This window comes from Nocardia sp. IFM 10818 (genome assembly GCF_054655275.1).
The window spans coordinates 2864112-2887146 of the sequence record NZ_BAAHJH010000001.1 but is presented as its reverse complement, the minus strand read 5'-3'; the positions used below and the strand labels follow the sequence as shown (position 1 = coordinate 2887146).

Annotated in this window: 20 protein-coding genes; 5 read left to right on the top strand and 15 right to left on the bottom strand. The window is 68.8% G+C overall.

Features of this window, described 5'->3' with window-relative positions; all coding sequences use genetic code 11:
• Positions 1-29: 29 nt before the first annotated feature.
• The gene (locus ACYQ5L_RS13265) at positions 30-440 is read right to left on the bottom strand and encodes a hypothetical protein (protein ID WP_459957647.1); all 411 of its coding nucleotides are present in this window, start codon (positions 438-440) and stop codon (positions 30-32) included.
• 366 nt (positions 441-806) lie between these two features.
• Between ACYQ5L_RS13265 and lexA the strand changes: the two genes are divergently transcribed.
• Positions 807-1448: a transcriptional repressor LexA gene (gene lexA, locus ACYQ5L_RS13260; RefSeq protein WP_459963424.1), complete on the top strand. Its 642-nt coding sequence runs from the start codon at positions 807-809 to the stop codon at positions 1446-1448.
• A 68-nt stretch (positions 1449-1516) separates the two neighbouring features.
• Here lexA and ACYQ5L_RS13255 read toward each other — a convergent pair whose 3' ends face one another.
• The gene (locus ACYQ5L_RS13255) at positions 1517-1978 is read right to left on the bottom strand and encodes a DUF2231 domain-containing protein (RefSeq protein WP_459957646.1); all 462 of its coding nucleotides are present in this window, start codon (positions 1976-1978) and stop codon (positions 1517-1519) included.
• 928 nt (positions 1979-2906) lie between these two features.
• Complete coding sequence (locus ACYQ5L_RS13250; protein WP_459957645.1) at positions 2907-3620, bottom strand: TetR/AcrR family transcriptional regulator; 714 nt, start codon at positions 3618-3620, stop codon at positions 2907-2909.
• Between the two features lie 102 nt (positions 3621-3722).
• Here ACYQ5L_RS13250 and ACYQ5L_RS13245 point away from each other — a divergent pair, with 102 nt between their 5' ends.
• Positions 3723-4424 (top strand): NAD(P)-dependent oxidoreductase, encoded by a 702-nt coding sequence (locus ACYQ5L_RS13245; protein WP_459957644.1) that lies wholly within the window; start codon positions 3723-3725, stop codon positions 4422-4424.
• 59 nt (positions 4425-4483) lie between these two features.
• Here the strand turns inward: ACYQ5L_RS13245 and ACYQ5L_RS13240 are convergent, their stop codons facing one another.
• The 4 genes from ACYQ5L_RS13240 to ACYQ5L_RS13225 all read right to left on the bottom strand — a co-directional run bounded on the left by ACYQ5L_RS13240 (position 4484) and on the right by ACYQ5L_RS13225 (position 8744).
• Positions 4484-5056: a hypothetical protein gene (locus ACYQ5L_RS13240; protein WP_459957643.1), complete on the bottom strand. Its 573-nt coding sequence runs from the start codon at positions 5054-5056 to the stop codon at positions 4484-4486.
• Between the two features lie 184 nt (positions 5057-5240).
• Entirely contained in the window at positions 5241-6914 is a 1674-nt protein-coding gene (locus ACYQ5L_RS13235; RefSeq protein ID WP_459957642.1) for an alpha/beta hydrolase, read from the bottom strand.
• Between the two features lie 458 nt (positions 6915-7372).
• Positions 7373-7681, bottom strand: coding sequence for a hypothetical protein (locus ACYQ5L_RS13230; protein ID WP_459957641.1), 309 nt, complete (start codon positions 7679-7681; stop codon positions 7373-7375).
• A gap of 103 nt (positions 7682-7784) precedes the next feature.
• The gene (locus ACYQ5L_RS13225) at positions 7785-8744 is read right to left on the bottom strand and encodes an acyl-ACP desaturase (protein ID WP_459957640.1); all 960 of its coding nucleotides are present in this window, start codon (positions 8742-8744) and stop codon (positions 7785-7787) included.
• Positions 8745-9052: 308 nt separating this feature from the next.
• On the opposite strand from ACYQ5L_RS13225, the gene ACYQ5L_RS13220 reads away from it, so the two are divergent.
• On the top strand, positions 9053-10663 hold the full coding sequence (locus tag ACYQ5L_RS13220; RefSeq protein ID WP_459957639.1) for an ABC transporter substrate-binding protein: 1611 nt from the start codon (positions 9053-9055) through the stop codon (positions 10661-10663).
• Between the two features lie 62 nt (positions 10664-10725).
• Here ACYQ5L_RS13220 and ACYQ5L_RS13215 read toward each other — a convergent pair whose 3' ends face one another.
• The 8 genes from ACYQ5L_RS13215 to ACYQ5L_RS13180 are packed head-to-tail and all read right to left on the bottom strand — an operon-like array spanning position 10726 to position 20567.
• The gene (locus tag ACYQ5L_RS13215; RefSeq protein WP_459957638.1) at positions 10726-11556 is read right to left on the bottom strand and encodes a nitroreductase family protein; all 831 of its coding nucleotides are present in this window, start codon (positions 11554-11556) and stop codon (positions 10726-10728) included.
• An 8-nt stretch (positions 11557-11564) separates the two neighbouring features.
• Positions 11565-12767, bottom strand: coding sequence for a questin oxidase family protein (locus ACYQ5L_RS13210; RefSeq protein WP_459957637.1), 1203 nt, complete (start codon positions 12765-12767; stop codon positions 11565-11567).
• Complete coding sequence (locus ACYQ5L_RS13205; protein WP_459957636.1) at positions 12754-14136, bottom strand: MFS transporter; 1383 nt, start codon at positions 14134-14136, stop codon at positions 12754-12756. The genes ACYQ5L_RS13210 and ACYQ5L_RS13205 overlap by 14 nt, the downstream gene beginning before the upstream one ends.
• Positions 14136-14366: a tautomerase family protein gene (locus ACYQ5L_RS13200; protein ID WP_459957635.1), complete on the bottom strand. Its 231-nt coding sequence runs from the start codon at positions 14364-14366 to the stop codon at positions 14136-14138. Before ACYQ5L_RS13200 ends, ACYQ5L_RS13205 begins: the two co-directional genes overlap by 1 nt.
• On the bottom strand, positions 14354-18160 hold the full coding sequence (locus tag ACYQ5L_RS13195) for a non-ribosomal peptide synthetase (protein ID WP_459957634.1): 3807 nt from the start codon (positions 18158-18160) through the stop codon (positions 14354-14356). The genes ACYQ5L_RS13200 and ACYQ5L_RS13195 overlap by 13 nt, the downstream gene beginning before the upstream one ends.
• A gap of 16 nt (positions 18161-18176) precedes the next feature.
• Positions 18177-18893 carry a uracil phosphoribosyltransferase gene (gene upp / locus ACYQ5L_RS13190; protein ID WP_459957633.1) on the bottom strand — a complete coding sequence of 239 codons (717 nt, stop codon included), beginning with the start codon at positions 18891-18893 and terminating at the stop codon, positions 18177-18179.
• Positions 18890-19597: an HAD family hydrolase gene (locus ACYQ5L_RS13185; protein ID WP_459957632.1), complete on the bottom strand. Its 708-nt coding sequence runs from the start codon at positions 19595-19597 to the stop codon at positions 18890-18892. The genes upp and ACYQ5L_RS13185 overlap by 4 nt, the downstream gene beginning before the upstream one ends.
• Positions 19587-20567 carry a pseudouridine-5'-phosphate glycosidase gene (locus ACYQ5L_RS13180; protein ID WP_459957631.1) on the bottom strand — a complete coding sequence of 327 codons (981 nt, stop codon included), beginning with the start codon at positions 20565-20567 and terminating at the stop codon, positions 19587-19589. The genes ACYQ5L_RS13185 and ACYQ5L_RS13180 overlap by 11 nt, the downstream gene beginning before the upstream one ends.
• Before the next feature lie 207 nt (positions 20568-20774).
• Between ACYQ5L_RS13180 and ACYQ5L_RS13175 the strand changes: the two genes are divergently transcribed.
• Both ACYQ5L_RS13175 and ACYQ5L_RS13170 read left to right on the top strand, forming a co-directional pair.
• Positions 20775-21965, top strand: a complete 1191-nt coding sequence (locus tag ACYQ5L_RS13175; protein ID WP_459957630.1) for an acyl-CoA dehydrogenase family protein — start codon at positions 20775-20777, stop codon at positions 21963-21965.
• A 154-nt stretch (positions 21966-22119) separates the two neighbouring features.
• Positions 22120-22842 (top strand): SGNH/GDSL hydrolase family protein, encoded by a 723-nt coding sequence (locus ACYQ5L_RS13170; RefSeq protein WP_459957629.1) that lies wholly within the window; start codon positions 22120-22122, stop codon positions 22840-22842.
• Positions 22843-23035 lie beyond the last annotated feature (193 nt).

The window sequence follows — 23035 nt, the reverse complement described above, 5'->3', positions numbered from 1 at the left end:
GATCGCGGCGGTTCGCCCGCGATCACCGGCTAGCGCGGCGGGGCGGGGACCATGTCGACCACGGGGGTGGTCTCGGAATGGAAGTCGCCGGTGCGCAATTGCGCCAGGCCGATGAGACCGGCCACGGCCAGGGCGCTGACCAGCGCGGTGATGGCGAGTGCCGCGAAGCCGGCCTGGGCGCGCTGCACGCGGGTCAGCGGATGGAGGCCATGGGCGCGGCCTCCGGCGTGTCGCGCGACGACATGGGGGCGTGCCGCGCGGACGCGCTCGCGCGTGGCGACCGGATGCGGGCGCGCGGTGCACTGCCGCCGATCGGCCACGGGCCGCCGCGCGGCCTCGGCGCCGCGGGTGGGCGCGCCGCCGGCGCGCAGTTCCCACGGAATGCTGTCGAAGCCGAGATCACTTCCGAGAGTATCGAATTCGCTGACCACAGTGCGCATCGAACAAACCTCCAAATGGACGGGACCGGTTGCACTGGACGATTGACTCGCTCATGTGTTCGAAGAACTGATGTTCGAATTTCTACCACGCCGGGCCGACAATGTCAGCTATCCACGCGACATGCGTCGAACAGATGTTTGATCACCGGGCTTGCGCGGACTACAGTCGAGGCACGAGTTCTCCGGCAGGCCTTACGCACGCCGTCCGGGGAGCGAATTCCGGTGAGACACAGCAGTGAACGGAGGACTGCGGCGGTGAGCGAACACGGCGGTGTGGCAGGTGAGGACGGGCCGGTCGGTCTCGCTGGCGACGGCACTACCGAACCATCGGGCACCGGGGCGGATCTCACCTCCCGGCAGCGCAAGGTGCTGGAGGTCATCCGCACCTCGGTCAGCGACCGCGGCTATCCGCCCAGCATCCGGGAGATCGGTGACGCCGTCGGCCTGACGTCGACGTCCTCGGTGGCGCACCAGCTACGCGCCCTGGAACGCAAGGGCTATCTGCGCCGCGACCCGAATCGTCCACGCGCCGTGGACGTCCGGGGGCTGGACGAGACGGCGGTACGCGCCACCTCCGGCGTATCGCAGCTGCGCGCGGTGTCCGCGGACGCCGATGCCGCGGGCGATCACCCGATCCCGACCTATGTCCCGGTCCTCGGCCGGATCGCCGCCGGTGGGCCGATACTGGCCGAGCAGGCGGTGGAGGATGTGTTCCCGCTGCCGCGCGAACTGGTCGGCGAGGGATCGCTGTTCCTGCTGAAGGTCGTCGGCCAGTCGATGATCGATGCGGCCATCTGCGACGGCGACTGGGTGGTTGTCCGCCAACAGAATGTGGCCGACAACGGGGACATTGTCGCCGCCATGATCGATGGCGAGGCGACGGTGAAAACGTTCAAGCGCACCGGGTCTCAGGTGTGGCTGATGCCGCACAACCCGCTGTTCGAGCCGATTCCGGGTAACGATGCCCAGATTCTCGGCAAGGTTGTCACGGTTATTCGCAAGATCTGACCGTGCCGCACTGCCGTGACCCGGCGTCCGCCCCGCAGACCGGGCGCCGGGTCACGACAGTCGCGTTCTCACTGGACCACTCCGGTCCAGACCGCCCGGGAGCCCGTGTCGCCTACTCGGTAGGTGTGCACCGTCGCCGCCGCTCCGGCCGCGACGGCGAATGCCGCGATCGCCGCCAGTATCGCGCGGCCGAGCGGTCGGTTCCGCTCCGCGCGCAGGTGCGTCACGACGACCAGGGCAGCTGCGATCACCAGGGGGACAACGAAGTACAGCATGGCGTTCCCCAGTTCGGTGTGCTCCGCTATCGCTGGGGTCGACCCGATCCGGTCCTCCAGCCACTCCCCCGCCTCGGTGGTGATCGGGGTGAGCGCTACGACTACGACCGCCAGCATCGCGGTGGGCCAGACCAGACGGCTGCGCGCGGCGGGCCACAGGGCGCACAGGATCACGAGTGCCGCCGTCAGGGGGACGAGCACGACCAAGCCGTGGACCAGCAGGATGTGAGCGGGCAGGCCACGAAATGTCGACATGGCGGGACCCTCGATTCGGTGGGGGGTGGGGGATACCTGAACAACGTATGTCGAGGGGGTGGGGTTCGCTTGTGATGTGAGGGAAACGGCGGGGTGCCGAGAGTGTCGAGGGCTGGTCTGACCTAGAAACGCTCGTGGCTGTGTTTGATTTGCCTCCGCTTCGCTCCGGCGGGGTTCGGGGCCTGACAGTCTCGATTTTTCCCTCCCTCCGCGCACGCCGGAGCTCCTCCGCTTCGCTCCCCCGCTCCGACGCACGCTCCACTCAGTCCAAAATCGAGACGGCCCCGAACCCACACAGTCGATGCACCAACTGTCATCCCTACCGTTCATCGACAGTTCGCCTGCGGCGGACAAACACACAAGCACACGGGCTGGGGACCCGACGGGCTGGGAACCCGGACCGGCCGACTACCGCACCGGCTGGCGACCGGACCAGCCCGTGACCCGACGCGCTGGGGTATCGAGACGGCCCCGAACCCACACAGCGAGTCCACCAACTGTCGTCCCTGCCGTTCATTGACAGTTCGCCTGCGGCGGACCAACACACAAGCACACCGGCCGGGGACCAGACGGGCTCGTGTCCGCACCAGCTGGAAATCGCACCAGCTTGCGACCGGACCGGCTAGCGACCGGACCAGCTTGCGACCGGACCGGCTAGCGCCCGCACCGGCTAGCGACCGGACCCGCTGGCGCCCGCACCAGCTGGCGATCAGACCGGCCGGCAATTGGACCGGCTGGCGATCAGACCAGCCGGCAGTAGGCCAAGCACTCAACCGCACGAGCAGGTAACCACACTGGCTGGCAACCGCACCAGCTCGGAACCACATCAGCTGGCGACCGCACCAGCTCGGAACCACACCGGCTGACGACCCGACCGACGCATGACCGGGCGCGCGGACCGGCGGGATGGCGCGTGGTTCGGCTGACGTCAGGGGGGTGGGGTGAGGCCGAGTTCTCGGACTAGGTGGTTCATTTCGGTGCGGTAGAGGTTGGCGGGGTTGGTGGTTTGGGTGCGGAGGTGGCCCAGGACTTCCAGGGCGACGAGTCCGTGCATGCGGCCCCAGGTGCGCAGGGCCAGGGCGATCGCGGTCGGAGGGAGGGCCGGGAATTCCTGGCGGGCGACGGTGGCCAGGGTCGGGTCGAAATCGTTCCAGCCGAAGGGCTCGTCCGCGTACAGGGGTTCGGCGGTGGGCCAGGCGCCGGCTATGAGGCCGACGAGGCCGGTGCAGGCTCGGTGGAGAGCCTCGGGGGCGGGGCCGCCTTCGGGGGCGCGGTAGCCGGGGACCGGATCGCCGTAGATGAGGAGGAAGCCCTCTTTGTTGGTGATGACCCAGTCGCGGAAGGCGGTGGCCCAGGCCATGATTCGGGCGGCGGGGGCGTCTTGGGGGTGGACGTCGCGGGCGGCTTCCACGGTGTCCACGAGGTCGCCGTACACCTCGGCGATCAGGGCGGTGACCAGGTCGTCCCGGGTGGGGAAATAGCTGTAGACGGCGTTGGGGGTCATGCCCATGTCGCGGGCTATGGCGCGCAGGGTGATGGCGCCGGGGCCGCTCTCGGCCATCAGGCGCAGGGCTACCTCTTTGATCTCCGCGGTGGTTTCGGAGCGGCGGCGTTCGCGGCGGGTGGGGGTAGCGCTGGTCACGAGAACACCCTATCAACGGCGTGAGGAAACTGAGCATTGTCAAATTACTTCACAGCATATAGTTTTCTCACGCCGCACAAATTTTGGATCGCAGGAGTAGGGATGTTCATCGGGATCATCGGCGCCACCGGCAATATCGGACGGCTCGTGCTGGGTGAGGCATTGGAGCGCGGGCATCACGTCACCGCGTTCACTCGGGATATCGCGCGGGCGGACGTCGAGCACCCGCACCTGACGTGGGCAGAACTCGACGTGTTCGATACCGAGGCGGTGGCGGCGCGGTTGCCGGGGATGGATGTGCTGATCAGCTGTTATCAACCGGGCAATGCCGCACGGGATTTCGATGCGACCGTCGCGGAGTCGATCGCCGACCCGACGGTGTACGCCACCGTGGCGCGGTCATTGCTGAAGGCGCTCGAGACCCACCCGCGCACCCGGCTGCTCGTGATCGGCGGAGCGGGGAGTCTGGAGTTCGCTCCGGGGCGGACCACCGTGGACGACGAGGAGCGGCTGCTCGCCGTCATGGATGAGATCGGGCTGCCGCGGGGATACGCGGCGGCGGTCCGCGGGCATCGGGATGCGCTCGATGCGCTGCGCACCTCGAATCGGCTGTGGACCTACCTCAGCCCGGCCGGGGAGATCGGGCCGGGCGAGCGCACCGGGCGCTACCGGATCGGGACCGATCAGGAGATCGTAGACGCCGAGGGGCGCAGCCGGATCTCCTTCGCCGATGCCGCCGTCGCGCTGATCGACGAAGCCGAACTGCCCCGATTCGTGCAGCGGCGCTTCACGATCGGGTACTGAGCAGAGCGGCCCGCCATGCCGTCCGGCAGGGCGGGCCGCGGTCGACCGGGCGGCGTCGGCTACGGGGCGGCGTCGCCCACCGGGCGGGTCGGCACTTCCTCGGGGACCTCGATGCGCGACATGAGCACGGTGGTCTCGTTGTCGCCCGGAGGGTTCGAGGCGTCCGCGTCGGCCGGGAGGGGCGCGACGGCCGGGTGCACGAAGCCGAACAGCTCGTACTGGGCGCCCACGGTCATGGCGGCCGTGGCCTTGTCCTGGGCGATGAAGCCCAGATTGGTGCCGATGACGCGGCGCAGGGATTCCAGCCAGCGATGGTCCAGAACACGGCAGTCGGCCCACGGGAAGTACTCGAGGCCGGTGCGCAGGTAGAACCGGTCGCCGATGCGGGCGTGCCGCAACAGGTCCAGGACCCAGGCGTCGATGCGATTGGGCTGGGCGTTGCGGTAGATCCGGCTCAGGGGTGCGACGGTGGCGTTCGACGCCTCGTCGAAGGAGTTCAGCAACTCTTCCGAAAACTCGTCCACCCGGACGAAACCGACGACGTCGAGACCCTGCAGTTGTTCCGGAAGTTGGGCGGCTAACCTGCGCTCGTCATGCAGTTTGAACTTCCTATTGATGTTCTCTGTGCGCATTTGTCTCCGCTTCCAACCTCTGTTCCCCGGAACATTAACACGGAACCAACCGTTTCAAACCACACTTGGTCCCTTGCCCAGATCAAGATTGCGCAACGCGGGTGTGGCGTCCGCTATCAGCGCGTTAATTGACCGCGAGCACAATAGGCGCAGGCCGGAGACTGCCGCGCAGGTCATCGGGCGACTAGCGGCGATAGGCGCCGGTAATGATCTCGCCCTGGGTCTGTAAAGCCGGATTGCCGCCATCCCAATAACTTCCGTGCGCACCCGGATCAACGGGTATGTCGCGCAACAAAAGGACGTCGAATGTTGCCCCGGCGGAGTCGAAAACCGTTGCCCCGAAACCCGGATCGGTCGGCGCCGGACCATGTGGCAAACGCCCGGCGAACGGAATGGGATCGGCGGGGTCGGCGGTGGCGAAGACATGTGCCGCATTGCCGTCCGCCGCAATGCCGTCCAGGCGCAGCTCGGACACCTCATCGGCCTCGACGCCCGGACTGCCCGCGAAGATCAGCTCATCGGCCGCGAGCGAGCCGCCGCCGGTGGCGGCCGTGCCGATGACCGTGCCGCCATAGCTGTGCCCGATCAGAGTGTTGTGCGAAGGCAAGCCGTCATGGGTGGCGCGCAACCCGTCGGCGAATCGATCCAGCGCGGGTGCACCGGCGTCGGCGTAGTGATCGAACATGGCCTCCCCCAGTCCGGGCGGGGTGTCATAGCCGTACCAGGCGATCACCGCGGTCCGAGCCATCGGATCCGCGCGCTCGGCCGCGGACTGCAACGCCCCGGCGCGCGCCAACCCGAGCGCGATCCCGCTCAGCGGTGCACCCGTCCCGGGCACAAAGGTCGCGACATGGCGTGCGGAGTCCGGATTGGACAGCGCGATGGCTCCGTGGCCGCGATTGTCGATGGCGAGCAGGAACCGATCGCGATGACCCGGGCCGACCTCAGCGGCGACAGCCTCGTACCCGGCAATCCGGGTCCGCAACTCCGCCCGGTCGGCGTCCCACTCCCGCAACCGGATCCAGTCGGGCGCGCTGGTCGGCAGGTTCTCCGCCCGCGCCCAGTCCGGGTGCTGCGCATCGAGCTTCGCCAACTGGAACCGCGCGTCGGTGTGCAGCCGTTCGAGGCCGAGCCGGTTGTAGTGATCCCTGGCGACCGCCGGGATGCCGTCCCGATTACCGATCATCGGGTCGTAGGCGAATAGCGCGTCCTTCTCCGCCGGAGTCAACGATTCCCACAGCGCGCACAGCGCTTTCGGCTCCTCGGGCAGCACCGCACGCCCGTCGATGATGTCGGCCACCCGACTCCCCAGCGGTCCGCCCTGCGGTGCGGCGCGCAGCGCGTCCAGTGCCGCCGATGCCTCGGTGAGACGCGCACCGATCTCACGATCGGTGTCCCCGGCCAGATCCAGCAAGGGGATGAGCCTGGCGGTCACCGACTGCGCCTCGGCGTCGAAGCAGGCTTGCAGCGCCAGATCCAATGCGGGATTCCCGCTGTCGGCGCGCGGTGGCTCAACCATCCCGTCCTCGGCCACCACGCATCCGTTCGCAACAGCCTCCGCCTCGAGGGCGAGCACCGCAGCACGCAATCCGGCCAACCCACCGGCATCGGCCAGCGCATCGGCGATATCCAGCACTGCCGCACCAATGTGGTTGGCCGTCAACTGCGCGGCGACCGCCCGTAACGAGCCCGCAGCGGCAGCCTCCCCCTGCCAGCCGCTCAGCGCGGTATCCACGGACCGCCGCACCTGCCCCATGGCCGCACCGAACCGCAGATTCGCCGCCACCAGAGCCGCACTGGCAACGCCCGCGATCTCCGGATGCCATCCGCGAACCTGCGACATCATTGCCCGAGACATGCCCCTCCCATGCCGTCCGGTCATTCACCGCCCCGCCGCCGCTCTCCCCTGTCAGCCGCCACCACAATCGCCCCTGCCAACCACCCAGCTGTGAATACGTCGCACGAGCCATGCCCTCCTCGTGCCATGCGATCATGCGGCTGCTCCTCAGCGCCGAATCGCCGTCTCCTCGAGTGCCACAGCTCCTTCCGCGCCGGCCAACGCCACAGTGGCCGCTGTCGCTGCCGCCGCAAGCTGTCCCTACGAAGTGACGACGACACGGGGTCCGCCGGCTCATGCGTGAGGGAACGCCATATCGATCTCGGCGGCCAGGGCGCACTGAACCGCCACTGGCAGTGCGGCATACGGAACCCGTTCAGGTAGTCGTCCAGCCGCCGTAGCCATCCCGCATCCGCCGCAATGCGCCGTCGACCGGCCCGGCGGCTCGGCACGGCGAGCCGTACCGCCAGGTCACCGGGTTATTCGGGTCCGGTCAGGTATTCGTCCAACTGGCGTTCGAACGCCTCGTCGGCCGCTTCGTAGGTGACGGCGCCGTACTCCGCGACGGCGGCCACCGCGGTCAGTTCGCCCGCCAGCTGCCGTAGCGCTGCCAGTAGTGGTTCGCCTATTCCTACGGCCGCCGCACCGATGGCCGAATTCGGCATGGCACGTGCGACTTTCGCGACCTGATCCACTGGATCGATGGCTGCGATGGCGGCCGCTTCACCGCGAAGGCCGGCCGCCATGATCCGGAGCGCCTCCACGTCGGCGCGGAGCATGTCCCCCATATCCCCTCCTTCGAGCCGAACCTAACAGCTCGAAGCCCTCGGCGCGCGGTACAGCGCGAGTCTGTGGACAACCCCTCGGCTGTCCACAACCGCTACCGGCCGATCAAGCGGATTCGCGTTCGCGTTTGGCGGCTTCTCGTGCCAGCATGCGGTCGCGTTGTTCTTCGAAGCGCAGGACGTCCTTGGCCATCTGCTCCAGGAAGGCGCCCAGTTCTTCGCGGAGTTGTTCGCCGCGGGCGGTGAAGTCGGTGCGGTCGAAGATGTTCCATTTGCGCAGGACGGGCTGGACCACCTCTTCGAGGTGCTGGCGGAGGTCGTAGATGCCGTGTTTGGCGATCAGGACGCTGTTGCGGCGGAAGTTCGGCATCTCCGCGCCGGGCATGCGGAAGTTTCGGATGATTTCGACAATGGCTTCCAGAGCGTCATCGGGGGCAACGTCGAGGGCCGCGCCGCAGATATTGCGGTAGAAGACCATGTGCAGGTTCTCGTCGGCGGCCACGCGCTGCAGGATGTGGTCGGCTACGGGGTCCTCGCAGACCCGGCCGGTATTGCGGTGGCTGACTCGGGTGGCCAGTTCCTGGAAGGTCACGTAGGCGACACCGTGCAGGAAGCTGTTGTCGCCGGTGCCGGTCGGGTTGTCGACGCCGTGGGACATGCAGATCATGCGCGCCTGTTCCAGGGCGACCGGGTCGACGCCGCGGGTGACCACCAGATAGTCGCGCAGCACGATGCCGTGCCGGTTCTCCTCGGCGGTCCAGCGGTCCACCCAGGTGCCCCAGGCGCCGTCGCGACTGAACGATTCCGAGATCAGCCGGTGGTAGGAGGGCAGGTTGTCCTCGGTGAGCAGATTGGTGACCATGGCCGCCCTGGCCACCTCGCTGAGCGCGGATTGCTCGGGCTCCCAATCGATTCCGCCCATGGCGGCGAAATTCCGGCCCCGATCCCACGGCACATAATCGTGTGGATGCCACTCTTTGGCCATCGATAGATGCCGGTTGAGATTCTGTTCCGCAACCGGTTCCAGCTCTTTCAGCAATACCCAGGGCGTCAAGGTTTTCGCCACAGTATGTCCTGTTCTCAGACTGTGCTGTTCTCAGACGTTCGCCGCCCGACCCCGATGTCCTCCGCGAGCCTACTCGTTCGAGTTGCCGGTGTCGGAGGTATCGATGGCGGCCGGTCCGGTGCCATGAGCCGTCGAGACAGGTAGCACACGCTCGGCTACTTTCCGGACAGCGCATGGACTTCGAGCGCCAATTCGTGCACCGGGGCGCCGATCACAAGCATTGGATTCAGGGCGCGCCAGACCGGCGACAGGGCGGTGTGCGGGACATAGCGTCACGCGCACCGTTCCCTGTCGATCCGGAGAATTCGATGAAACGACCCGTGGCCCTGTTCGGTGCGCTCGCCGCGACGGCGACGCTCGCCGCCTGTGGCGGCTCCGATACCAGTTCGGGAGAGCCGGCGGGACCGCCGCAACCGGGCGGGACCCTGCGCTACGGGCTCTCGCTGGCGCCGACCTGCTCGGACCCGGCGCAGTCCGGCACCAACCAGACCCTGTACGTCACCCGGCAGATCGTGGATTCGCTGACCGATCAGGACCCGGCGACCGGCGAGATCAAGCCGTGGCTGGCGCAGAGCTGGGAGGTGAGCCCGGATGCGAAGACCTTCACGTTCAAGCTGAAGCCGGGGGTGACCTTCAGCGATGGGACGCCGTTGACGGCGGCCTCGGTGCAGCAGAACTTCGATGCCATCGTCAAGACGCTCACCCCCGCCAAGGCGCCGCTGGGGGCCACCTATCTGTTCGGCTACACCGGCACCACCGTGGTGGATCCACTGACCGCGCGGGTGGAGTTCGATCGGCCCAATGCGCAGTTCCTGCAGGCGAGTTCGACGCCGCAGCTCGGCATCCAGGGCGCGGCGACCACCGCCAGGTCCGCCGATCAGCGGTGCGGCGGCGACAATATCGGGACCGGGCCGTTCACCTATGCCGAGTACAAGCAGGGTCAGTCGGCCGTGCTCGCCAAGCGGGCCGGATATGCCTGGGGCTCCGCGGTTTTCGGGCACCAGGGCGAGGCGTATCTGGATCGGATCGAGTACCGGGTGGTGCCGGAATCCGGTGTCCGCACGGGCAGTCTGACCTCCGGACAGCTCGATGCCATCAGTGACGCGCTGCCGCAGGACGCACCGCAGATCGAAGCCGCGGGCGGGCGGGTGCAGATCACCTCGAATCCCGGTATCCCGTTCGGGCTGCAGCCGAATGTGACCCGCGGCGTGCTCGCCGATGCGGCGGTCCGGGCGGCGCTACTGACCGCCATCGACCGGCAGGAGCTCATCGATACCGTGCTGGGGCCGCAGTTCAAGAAGGCCAGCAGCAGTTTGGGGTCGAAAACCCCCGCCTATACCGACCTTTCGAGCAGGCTCGGCCACGACACCGCGGCCGCGGGCCGGACTCTGGAGCAGGCCGGGTGGGTGACCGGGGGTGACGGCATCCGCGTCAAGGACGGGGTCCGGCTGTCCTTCACAGTCACCTTCACCAGTGCCTTCGCCGGGAATCAGGCCATTCTCGAGCTGGTCCAGCAGCAGGTCCGCAAGGCCGGGATCGAGCTGCGGCTCGAACCGCTCGCCGACGCGGAGTACACGGTGCGGCAGAACAGCAAGAATTTCGAGGCGCTGTACTACAACATCACCCGGGCCGACGGCGATATCCTGCGCACCAGCTTCGCGCTGGACGGGCGGAATCTGAACGGGCGCGGGCCGATTCCGGCGCTGGACGAGGTACTCACGGCGGAGTTGCAGACCCTGGACACCGCGGCGCGGGCGCAGCTCATCGGCAAGGCCCAGCAGCTGGTATTGGACAACGGGTTGTGGATTCCCACCATCGAGCTCTCGCAGGCGGTCGGGGTGTCGGACAAGGTATCGGATCTGAAGTTCGAGGCTTCGGCGCGGCTGCAGTTCTACGACGCTTGGCTGCGGCAGGGCTGATCCGCGAAAGACCAACGGCCCGGCTACCTTTCGAAGGTAGCCGGGCCGTTCCGCTGTGCCCGCTACTTGAGCGGGAAACCCTGGTTGTTGAAGGTGTTCCGGATGCCCTGGCGGCCGTGCAGGCTCTCCTTGGTCGAGATGCGCCCGGCCAGGCGGTTCTTCACCCAGTCCTCGGGGAGTTCCTGCTCCCGGTAGTAGGCGTTGATGCGATCCAGGTAGTCGGCGACGTCCTCGGCCGCGGGCGGGGTGTAGGCATTGCGGTGCACCACCACGCTCTGCCCGTAGCGGGGCTTGATATCGGCCGGATCGGCGGGGTCGGGAATGCCGATGGCCAGGCCGTACACCGGGAAGATGTGCTCCGGCAGGTGCAGCGCCTCGATCACCGCGTCGATATTATTGCGCAGCGCGCCGACGAAAGTGATTCCGTAGCCGAGGGATTCGGCCGCGGTGGCGGCGTTCTGCGCGGACAGGGTGACGTCGATGACGCTCGACAGCGCGCTGTCGAGGTATTCGGTCGCCTCGATGGTGTGCCCGTTGGCGCGAGCGAGGTGGATATTGCGGGACCAGTCGGCCAGCCACACCAGGAATACGGCGGCGTCATTGATCAGCTGCTGCCCGCCCGCCAGCTCCGCCAGCCGCGCCCGCAGGTCCGGATCGTCCACTACGACCACGCTGGTGAACTGGAAATTGGCGGAGGTGGAGGCGGATTGGGCGGCGGCGATGATGACCGCCAGTTCGGCCTCGCTGATATCGCCGGGCAGGAAGCGGCGCACGGTGCGATGGCGCAGCAGCACCTCCAAGGTCTCGTTCCCGATGCCGTCGGCCGCCGGGGCGGCCGCGCCGTAGCGCTTGTGCAGCTGCTCCCGCAGCACGGTCGAGATCACTTCTGTCATGGATGGTCCTATTCGTTCGGGGGTTCTTCGAAACTGGCGGGCAGGTCCGGGGTGCGGGTGAACTGACCGGCCGCGTGCCGGTGCGCGCTCCAGGGGTCGGCGTCCCACCAGGAGCGCAGCACGAAGACGAGCTTGGGGTTGTGCTCCTCGTCCTCGAGCCAGGCGCGGCGGGCGCTGAACTCGAATTCGGCGGCGCCGGTGAGGGTGTCGGCGCTGGACTCGGTGGAGTACAGGCGGGCGAGCTCGCCGAGTTTGTGCGCGGTCGGTACTTTGCGCTCGGCCGCGGCGATGATGCGCAGCCCGGCCCAGAACAGTTCGTACACGGCGTCTTCCGCCGTCGGCGAGTCCAGGGTGTCGGCAATGACCTCGAGCGCGAACAGCGAGGTGATGAGGTGCAGCACCACGAAATCGCCGGGCTGGGAAAGATACAGCAGCGTGACCGCGCGCCGGACCCGGATCCGGCGTTCGGCGGCGGAGAGCTCCCGGATCCATGCCGGTGCGGCGGTCAGTTCCGGAATCCCGGTGATCGCCACCCCGGCGACCCGCGCCTGCAGGCCCGAGCGGTTCAATTCCGGGTGCAGTTCGGTGAAGCTGTTGGTATCCGCGATCACCGATTCGACCGCGCTCCGGAATACCTCGTCCTGCGCCCAGCTCGCACTCAGCCGCAGCAGCGATTCCAGCGGATCGGCGGCGTCCGAGGCGGGCGGGGTGCGCTCGTCATCAGCCACGCGCACGAAGGAGAAGGCCAGGTAGGCAAGCGCTTCGGCGGTCATGCCGGGATGTTCGGCCCAGATCGCCCAGCCCAGATGGATGGTGGCGTGGGTGAAGGCGCCGATCCAGCCGTCCAGCAGTTCCGGGGCGTACTCGGCGACCGCACCGGAGATGCCCTTGGCCGCGACCTCCCCGTCGAAGAAGGCGACGTAAGCGCTGAAATGCGCACGCTGTCCGATGAATTCGCGCCAGTTGCCCGCATCGATCACCACGGCCGAGGGCCGCTGCGGTTCGAGTGGAAAGCCGTACGGCGTCAGCTCGGCATAACCCTTGTAGTAGTCGCGAATGACGTGTTCGGGTGCGCCGATCGCGGCCAGCGCCACGACGGCGTGCTTGACGTGATTCGTCAGGTGACCATTGAATTCGATGTGGTGGCTGCGATCGTCGAGCAGATCGGCGACCTTCGCCACGGCCTCGGCCGTCATATCACTGCCTTTCATTGGTGGGAACGTTTTCCGGATCCGCCGTCCGCGCCGCGCCGACTCGATAGCCGACGACCGTCTGAACCACGGCCGTGATCAGCAAGGCCCCCAGCGGGAAACCCCATCCGGAGTCGAATTGCCGGACGACGCCGATGCCGTACGGTCCGAGCGCGGCGATCACATAACCGACACCCTGAACAGCACTGGACAATCCGACCGCCTGCTCCGGTGTGGGCGCCCGGACGGTAATGACGGTGAGCGCCAGCGAGAACACCGACAGCCCCACCCCGAGGATCAGCGACCACACCAGCGGCGCCGCCGACGGTGCGAGCAGGAACCCGAGAATGCCCAGCACACTGCACAAACTGAAGCCGGCCAGCCAGCGCTCGGGATGCGCGGAGCGGACCACGAACGGCGGCACGACAAGACTGATCGGCACCGCCAGGCAGGTCAGCAACCCGAGCAGTCCACCGGCGGCCCGCTCGCCGACACCGGCGTCACCCAGCACCGAGGGCAGCCACCCGATCACGACGAAGGCGAGCATGGCCTGCAGCCCGAAGAACACCGCGAGCCCGACCGTTCCGGTCCGCCGCAGAATGGAGATCGGATTCTCGACCGCCCGTGCGGCGCCCGGCGCGTCGGCGTGCGAGGCGGCCGGACCGGTGGACTCGGCGCCGGGCGCGGACGCATCGGCGGAGGGCGCCCGCTGCGCCAGGGGCGAACGCCACAGCGCGAGGGCGCCTATCGGTGCGAGCAGCGCCCAGGCCGCGAGGCCGAGTCGCCATCCGCCGACCGCCTGCGCGAGGGGTACGACGGCCGCGAATCCGATTGCCGCTCCGGCCTGTAGCGCGGTGGTGAAGGTGGTGACCAGTGTCCGGGTGCTGCCGGTGGTCCGGATGAGGGCGGGAATCAGCACCGACAGCAGTCCGACGCCGAGCGCCGAGGTGAAGGTGGCGATCACGAAGACCGCGAGATCGCCCCAGGGCCGCGCCGCCAGGCTGACGGTGATCAGGCCCAGCGCCACGTACAGGCCCGCGCGCAGCGAAATCCGCGCCAGCAGGAGCGGTGTCGCCAGGCTGATCAGCGCGAAGGCGACCACCGGCACGGCTGTGACGACGCCGGCCGCCGCCGACCCCGCGCCGTAGTGCGCGGTGACCCTTTCCAGCACGGGCCCCACCGTGGTGATGCCCGGCCGCAGGTTCAACGCGACCAGTCCGACGGCGGCCACCGGCGCGGCCAGCCGGACCAGGGCCGAGGGCGCCTCACCCACCGCGGACACCACCGCGCCGGGAGCCACGGGGTTGGACGAAACCGGTTCGGGCGCTGCGGTCACGGCTTCGGACGCCTCGGAGACGGGCCCGGCGTCGGCTGCATCCCGGATGTCCATCAGTAGTTCGGGGCGCGCAGCAGTGCGGCGCCCTCGGCGCGTTCGGTGATGAGCGGGCGGTATACCCGCTCCTGCCAGTCGTCTCGGGCGACGCCTGCGAGTCCGATGGAGACCGCGCCCTCGGCGACGCCGAAGGCGCGGGTCACCGCCGCGGTAATGGCGACCTCCAGGAGTTGCCTGGCATCCGCGGACAGGTCGGCCGGGAAGTGCGAGATCTCTACGTGCGGCATCGGACCAGCTCCTTGTTCATGGTTTGTTCCAGCACCGCCGCGGCGATGTCGAGTGCGCCGGCGGTGACGATGTCGTAGTGGTGGTAGGGCAGATTGCTCACCGGGCGGGTGCGCAATCGCAGTGGGGCGACCGGAATGTCGGCGAAGGATGGACCGTCGCCGCGGGCGCGCAGGTAGAGGCTGCGATCGAGCAGGTCCTGATCGACGGTCGCCGGGCGGGACCGGAAGCGGTAGGTGTGTTCGACCACCGCGACGATGCGCTGCACCGTCTCCCGGTCGAAGCCGGGCTCGTTCGCCACGATCAGATCGATGAACTCGCCGCGGCTGGTGACCAGCTTGTCGAGGTCCGCGGTGTACCCGGGATCGATGCGAGCGCTGAACACCGAGGCCAGCACGCGCTTGAAATACGTGCTGTCGTAACGGACCTCCTCGTCGTCCGGATGGCCCGGTATGACGGGCGACCCGGGCGCGATCACCACCAGTTCCTCGACCTCGTGCCCCGCCGCGACGAGCCGCTGCGCCACCTCCGCCGCCACCCGCGCCCCGAACGAATAGCCGACGATCCGGAACGGTTGCGGCAGCTCGAGTTCCAGCAGTTCGGCGAGATCGTCGGCGATCAGCGCCTCGAGGGTGTCGTGCGGCGTCTCCCCCGAATTGAGTCCGCGCGCCTGCACCCCGTAGACGGCATGACCGTGCTGGGCCAGCTCGCCCGCCAGTGCGCGCAGGCTCATGGGATAACCGCCCAGCCCCGGCCACAGCACCGTGGTGGCGGTGGCCCGCGCCGGCCCGGCCAGCCGCAGCAATCGTGACACCGGCGCGGAATCGCCCGTGGCGGCCGCCAATTCGGCGACCGTGGGCGCCCGGAAGATCGTTTGCACCGGCAGTTCCGTCCCGAGCCGCGCGCCGAGCGCCCGGATCAGCCGCAGCGCCGAAATGGAATTGCCGCCCTGCACGAAGAAATCGTCCCCGCGATGGACCGGCTCGTATCCGAGTATCTCCGACCAGATTCGCGCCACTTCGAGCTCCCGCGCCGTCACCGGCGGATCACTGGCACGCGCGCCCCGCGACCCGAGTTCGGAAGCCAGCACCGTCAGCGCGGTCCGATCCTGTTTCCCATTCTGCGACAGCGGAATACGTTCCACGACGTGAATGGTCGGCGGCACCATGTACGGCGGCAGCACCGCCCGCAGATCGTCCTTGAGCAGCTCCTCGGGCCCCTTCATGTGCACGGCGTCCTCGGCCATATCCGTCGCGGCCACCTGCCCGGGGGTGACCCGCCCGGCCAGCGCGAAGTAGCTCACTGCGCGCCGGCCGCGGATCTCGTCGAAGCGCCGCGCCGCGGCCAGGTCCCGTCCGGTCAGCGACGCGTACCCCGCCGACATGAAACCGATGCCGTTGTGGCTCCCGATCTGCTGCAGATGCGCCAGCGCGCGACCGAGCGCGGTGAATCCATCCCACCCGGTCCCCGCCGCGACAGCGAGCACCACCCCGAACGACGCCTGATCGTAGGACCGCTGATTGATGGCGATCACATGCCGCCGCTCGATCTTGCCGTCGGCCACGAATTCGAGTCCCCCATCCGTGAATTCGTAGAGCCCATGCCGCGCACCGCCGACCGCGCCGTGCACCTGCACATGAATTCCCACCGGCGTCTCGGCAGCCACCGTCGTCGCCGAAACCACCGTCGTCGCCGAAACCGCGTCCGGCGGGCCGATTTCGACGCTGGCGGTCGCGATTCCGTCGGTGAGACCGTGGACGGCGGGTATGGTGCGCACCTGCCAGCCGAACTCCGCGCTCACCTCGTCGAGGACGCCCAGGATGTGCCCGGCCTCGAACTGCAGAACCTCGCGCACATTGGTGGAGTACACCGACTCGATCACCTCGGGCAGGCCGATCAGGTGCAGGCGCACGCCCGCGCGACCGGCCGCGCCGACCCGGTAGAGGGCGTGGCGAATCGGGTGGAAGTAGTAGACGCCCGCGGCCAATCCGGGGAGCCCGCCGGTCTCCAGGTAGATCCGGGTGGCGTTCAACGCGCCCGGCGAGGCGTAGAAGTACTTGGGCAGCAGCCGATCCGGACTGTGGAACGGTCCCAGCCAACGCAGCAGCACGCCCAGCCGCTGGGCGGTGATTCGCGCGGGCGGACGCGCCGGTAGATCGGTGATGGTTCCGCCCGGATCCTGGGCGTAGCCGGGCAACTGCCGCAGGATCGCTGTGATCGACGCGAGGTCGACGGGGTCGTCGGCGAAGGTTCGGTAGGTCTTGCGGGCGAAGACGCGGCGACGTTGGGCCGCCGTGGGCTCCGCTCCGAAGAGCAGGACTTCGGGTTCGGTGGTGGTGTCGCGGAGGCCGAGATCGGCCAATTGGGCGGTGACCTGGGTGCGGGTGGATTTGGATCGATGATGGCGACCGGCCCGGTCCTGGTCCATGAGGGGCGCTTCGTCGGGGTCCAATTCGACGAAACCGGCCAATTGGGTGGCGCCGCGTGCGTTCACCCAGGGGATGACGGCGGCGGCCCGGACCCAGTCGTGTTTCTCGATCCAGACCCGGACCTCATTGGTTTCGATGCGATGGCCGTTCACCTTGACCTGCTCGTCATTGCGGCCGATGAAGACGAGCAGGCCGTCGGGGCGGCGGCGGACCAGATCACCGGTGCGGTACCAGCGTCGAGGGTGACCGGGGTCGAGAGCGAGGGTGGGAAAACGGTCCGCGGTGATGTCCGGGCGATTGCGGTAGCCCTCGGCGAGCTGGATTCCGGCAATGAGCAATTCACCGGTCTCACCCTCCGGAACCGGGCGATCCCGGTCGTCCACGATCGCAATGGCGCAGCCGTCGACGGGTGCGCCGATGGGCACGATCGGGGTGCCGGTCAGGTCCGCGGTGGTGAAGTCGAACCAGGTGGCATTGATGGCGGCCTCGGTCGGGCCGTACAGGTTGATCGCGCGGGCGTGCGGCAGGGCGGTGCGCAGCCGCTCCGCCAGCGCGCCGGGCAGGGCCTCGCCGCCACTGGCCACCGTGCGCAGGGTGGTGGCGGCGGAAATGGCGGGCAGGGCGGCGAGTTCCGCCCAGATGGTCGGCACGCACTGCAGCACCGTGATCGAATCACGGACCACGCGCGCGAGGATGTCGTCGGGATTGGTGTGGGTGCCCGCGGGCGCGACGACCACGGTGGCGCCCACGGCATTGGCGAGCAGCTCCCATTGCGCGGCATCGAAGCTGACGGGGGTCTTCAGCAGGATTCGCGCGCCCGGCCCCAGTCCGAGTTCGGCTGCCAGCCAGGTCATCTGGTTGGCGATGGCCCGATGCGGGATGACCACGCCCTTGGGTGCGCCGGTCGTTCCGGAGGTGTAGATCGTGTAGACCGCGCTCGTATCGGCCGGACCGGTCGCCTCCGGTTTCCCTGCGCCCGTGCCCGATTCGGTCACACACAGCGTGTCCACCCGTGCGGGCAGGATCCGCCGCGCGAGTTCGCCGCCGCGCGGGTCGGTGACCACCAGCCGGATCGCGCTGTCGGCGACCATGTAGCCGATGCGCTCCGCCGGATAGTCCACGGCGAGCGGCAGATACGACGCCCCCGCGCGCAGAATGCCCCAGACCGCGACGACCAGGTGCGTCGACGGATTCAGGAAGACGCCCACGATGTCACCAGGTGCGACGCCCGCACCGCACAACGCCGCGGCCACGCCATCGGCGCGACGGCTCAGCTCCGCATAGCTGAGGCTGCTCGAATCATCCATGGCGGCAACCGCGTTCGGGCGATCCCGGACGTGCGCGTCGAGCAGGTCGAGGAGGTTCACGCTGTGCTCCGTTTCCTCACGCCCGGACGGTGGTGCCGTGGAAGCGATCGCCGAAATCGCCGATGCCGGGGCGCATGAAGGCCTGGTCGGTGAGGGTCTGGTCGATGTGGGAGGTGACGATCCGCAGATCGGGCCGCCGGGACAGCACGGTGGCCAGCGCCTCGGGGCAGGTCAGAACATTGACCACCACGATGCGGTGTTCCTCCACACCGGCGGCCACGAGTTCGTTGACGGCGGTGAGCAGGGTGCCGCCGGTGGCGATGGTGGGATCCAGCAGCAGCACTTCGTTGCCCGCGATCCCGGCGGGCAGTTTGCGGTAGTGCAGGGTCGGCTGTTTGGTCACGGTGTCACGCTGGATGAGGATCTTGCCGAAACGGGTGTCGGGGCGGATTTCGCGCAGGCCGCCCTCCAGAGCGTCGCCGGCGCGCGGAATGGAGACCGCGTACAGCTCGGGCGAGGCCGGTTCGACCCCGTCGAAGACGAAACCGGTGGGGGTGGTGACCGGCCGGGGCCGGTGTTCCAGGTGCGAGAGCGCGGTTTCCAGCAGCAGCCGGATGATGCGCTGGGTGGCGCGGACGAAGCGCGCCTGATCGGCGCCGGCGTCGCGGGCCTCGGTGTGCAGGGCGATCAGGCCCGGCTGCGCGGGGAGGACGAAAACATTGACGCCGAGGTATTCCTCGATGTCGACGGGTTCGGTGGTCGGGCGGGTCCAGGTGGTCATGGTGGTGCTCACTCTCCGATCCGGCCCAGCACGGCGCGGGTCACGTCGCCGAAGGTGTGGGCAATGAAATCCGGTGTGGCGGTGGTGATCTGTCCCGCCGAATAGACGCCGTAGGTGACGCCCACGGTGAAGGCTCCGATGGCCGTGCCGAGGCCGATGTCGGCGGCGGTGTCGCCGACCACCGCTCCGGCCGCGCCCGCGTCGTCGCGGCCCAGCAGGCGCAGTGCGACATCGGCGCTCTCCCGGTGCGGTTTGGGATGGGAGACGTCGTCGGCGCCGACGACGGCGGCGAACAGGTCCCGGATACCGGCCGCTTCGAGAATCAACTCGGCGCTGTGATGGCGCTTGCTGGTGACGACCGCGAGCGCGAATCCGCTGCGCGCGAGCCGTTCCAGCCCCTCCGCCACGCCGTCGAAGACCAGATCCGCCGCCTTCGGCACGATCAGCTCCCGGTAGCGGGTCAGGTACTCCTCCGAAATCGACTGCGCGGTAGCCGATTCCGGGTCGGTGCCGGACAGCGAGCCGGCCATCTTCTCCAGCGGCGCGCCGATCAGCCGCCGCGCCGCCTCCTCCCCCGGATGCACCCCGGTCACGCGTTCGACCGCGATCGAGAACTGTTCGGCAATGGCGCGCGGCGTATCGAGCAGGGTGCCGTCCAGGTCGAACAGCACCGCCGCGTGCGCGGTCCCGGATGGCCGCGCGGTCTCAGATGGCATGGGAAACCTCCTGGTCGTGGATGATTCGATCGGCGGCCGCGCGTTCGGCGGCGCTGCGCGCCACCTCGATCTCGGTGGCGGCGCGGGTGGTGCTGAGCAGGACGGCGCGATTGGCGGCCGCGGCCGCGCCACCGGTGGCCGCGTCCACGGCCCGCAGCACGAAGGTGGTGACGGCGGGCCCGGTGACCCCCTCCGCCGCGGCCCGCGCCAGCGCCTCCTGGATGGCGGCTTCGATCCGTTCGCCGTCGAGGGCGTCCTCCTCCGGAATCGGATGGGTGACCAGCACCGATCCGCGATCGTTGAGCTGCCGGTGCAGGCGGGCGATGGCGGCGACCGCGGCCGGATCGTCGATGCGCGCCTGGGTATCGAATCCGCTCTCCCGGCAGTAGAACGCCGGGAATCCGCGGTGCCGATAGCCGAGCACCGGCGTGCCCTGGGTCTCCAGGAACTCGAGGGTGAGCCCCGCGTCGAGGATCTTCTTCACCCCGGCCGTCACCACGATCAGCCTGGTGCGGGCCAATTCGGTGAGGTCGGCGGAGATGTCCATGGACGTCGGCGCGTCCCGGTGCACGCCGCCCAGCCCCGCCGAGGCCACGGTGGCGATGCCCACCCGGTCGGCAATGGCCATGGTCGCCGCGATGGAGGTGCCGCCCCACGCCCCGCGGGCCAGCGTCAGGGCGATATCGCGACTGGTCACCTTGGCGACATCGGGTGCGGCGCCGAGTGTTTCGAGCTCATCATCGCTGGCGCCCACCACGATGCGCCCGCCGGCGAGGAAGATCGTGGCCGGCACCGCGCCCCCGGCGCGCACCGCCGCCTCGACCTCCCGCGCGACCGCCGCATTCTCCGGCGGGCGGAAGCCGTGCGCCACCACATTCGATTCCAGCGCGACGATCGGCGCGCGCCGGGCGAGCGCCTCGCGCACCTCCTCGGAGTACCGGATCAGCGGCTCGCTGACGACATCAGACACGTGGACGTCCGTTCGTAGAAGTGAACTGGTTGTCGGAAACCCCCCTGGTCCGCTGGCCATCGTGCGGGAACCCCGGCGGGTTGGAAACAGTTGCGACCACCGTGATCCGATGTCTTCCGGCAAACCCGTTGGAGCGGTGTGATTTTCGCGAGCGATCTGTCACGACGCGGCGTCACCGCGCGGTGCCCGCACGACGAACGGGGAGTAATGGCTGACGACGATCTGCGGACGCGGCTGGTGGCGATCGCCCAGGTCACGGGCGGGCTGAGCGAGGATGCGGTGGCCCGCGACGCCGAGCACAAACTGCCCACCGACCAGCTCGCGGCGCTGCTGTCCGCGGGCGCGGGCGCGCTGCGCGTGCCGGTCGAATTCGGCGGCTCCGGCGCCGCGGTCGCCGATCTGGCGGAGGTGCTCATCGATATCGCCGCGGGCGACTCGAATGTCGCGCAGATCTTCCGCGGCCATCTCGGCCTCACCGAGATCCTGCGCCTGGCCCCGCCCGGTCCGGCCCGCGAAACCCTGCTGCGCGCCGCGGCCGCCGGTCAGTTCTTCGGCCCCGCGGGCGCCGAGCTGGCCACCCCCGACCTCACCGCGCTGGCCACCGAACTGCACCGGGACGGCGACGCCTACCGCCTGTCCGGCCGCAAGTTCTACACCACCGGCAGCCTGTACGCGGATTGGCTCAATGTCCTGGTCGTGGACCACGGCGAATTCGTCTCCGCCATCGTGCCCCGCCGCAGCACCGGCGTGACCATCCTCGACGACTGGGACGGCTTCGGCCAGCGCCTGACCGCCAGCGGCAGCGCGGTCTTCGAGAACGTGCGGGTGGATCCGGACTACCTACTGCGCCACCGCAACCCGCTGGCCAACGACTATATGGAGGCCTTCTATCAATTCGTTCTCTCCGCCACCCAGGCGGGCATCACCCGCGCCATAGCCACCGATCTGGCGGCGCTCGTCAAATCTCGCACCCGCTCCTACCCGCTGGCCTCCACCCCCGATCCGGCCGCGGATCCGCAGATCACCCAGATCGTCGGCGAGGTCTGGGCCAAGGCCTATTCCGCCCGCGCCAATGTCCTCCAGTTGGCCCGCACCCTGGACGCCTTCCACGCCGCCCCCTCCCCCGCGACCGCTCAGCGGTCCCTGCTCGAATCGGCCGCCACCCAGATATCCAATACCGAGCTGGCGGGCTCGGCCTCCTGGCACCTGTTCAACGCGGGCAGCGCCACCGCCGTCCGCTCCCCGCTCGGCCTGGATCGCCACTGGCGCAATGCCCGCACCATCTCCTCCCACAACCCCGCCGTCTACAAGGCCGCCCTCATCGGCGACCACACCGTCAACGGCACCGCTCCGCGCGCATACCTCAACTCCTTCACGCCACCCGCCGACCGGCGCTAGCCGGTGCGCTCGGGCTTTTTCCTGCCACGGGGCCTGCGGACGTGCGCTAATAGGGTGCGCCACCGCCATCTGGAACCGTCTGAGCGAGAAGGAGAGTTCGGTGTTTACGGGAATGCGACGCTTGTCCGTGTTTGCGGCTACGGGTGCGGCCCTGGTGGCCACGACCGCGGCTTCGGCACCCGCGCAAGCGCTTCCCCCGATCGGCAGGTATGTCGCGCTCGGGGATTCCGCGGCGGCGGTCGGCTCGCTCGACAAGCTACAGCCGGGCAGCCCGCTGTTCTGCACCCGGGCGGCGGACAACTATCCCTCCGTCCTGGCCGAGGCGCTCGGGGTCACCGAATTCGCGGACGCCTCCTGCAGCGGCGCGAAGACCACGAATACCACCCAGCCGCAGTACGGCGACGGGGGTTCGAATCCGCCGCAGTTCGAGGCGCTGACACCGGACACCGATCTGGTGACGGTGACCATCGGCGCGAACGATATCGGCGCCTTCAACGTCAATGCCGTCACCGATCCCATGCTCGACACCGTCCGGCAGCGGGTGGGCGTGGTGCTCGACGGCATTCACGAGCGCGCGCCGCGGGCCACCGTCGTGCTGACCACCTATCTGCGCTATTTCCCGCCGGGCGGAGGCTGTTTCGGGCTCGTCGACCAAGGCGGCCAGCAGCGGCTGACCGATGCGCTGCGGGAGACCGCGGCGCGGCACGACGCCCGCTTCGCCGACAACTTCGCCAAGACGGGGCACGACATGTGCGAGCCGGCCGGGACGCACTGGGTCAACGGGCCGACCCCGACCACGCCGACGGTTCCGTTGCACGCCAATGTCGCCGGGCAGGCGTACCTGGCGTCAGTGGTTGCCGCAGCGCTGCTGGACTGATTCACCGGCTCGTCTCCGCAGGCCGGACGACGCGCTGCGAGCATCTGGGCATATTGCCTCGGACAGTGTCCTCCTGGCTGGGATCGCAAAGTCGGCCAGGAGACGCCGAGGTCTGCCAGCCTTCGCCGGACACGCAGCGCGTCTACCCCAGCGCCCGGCCGACGCCACTGATACCGCGTAATCCCTCGCGGTC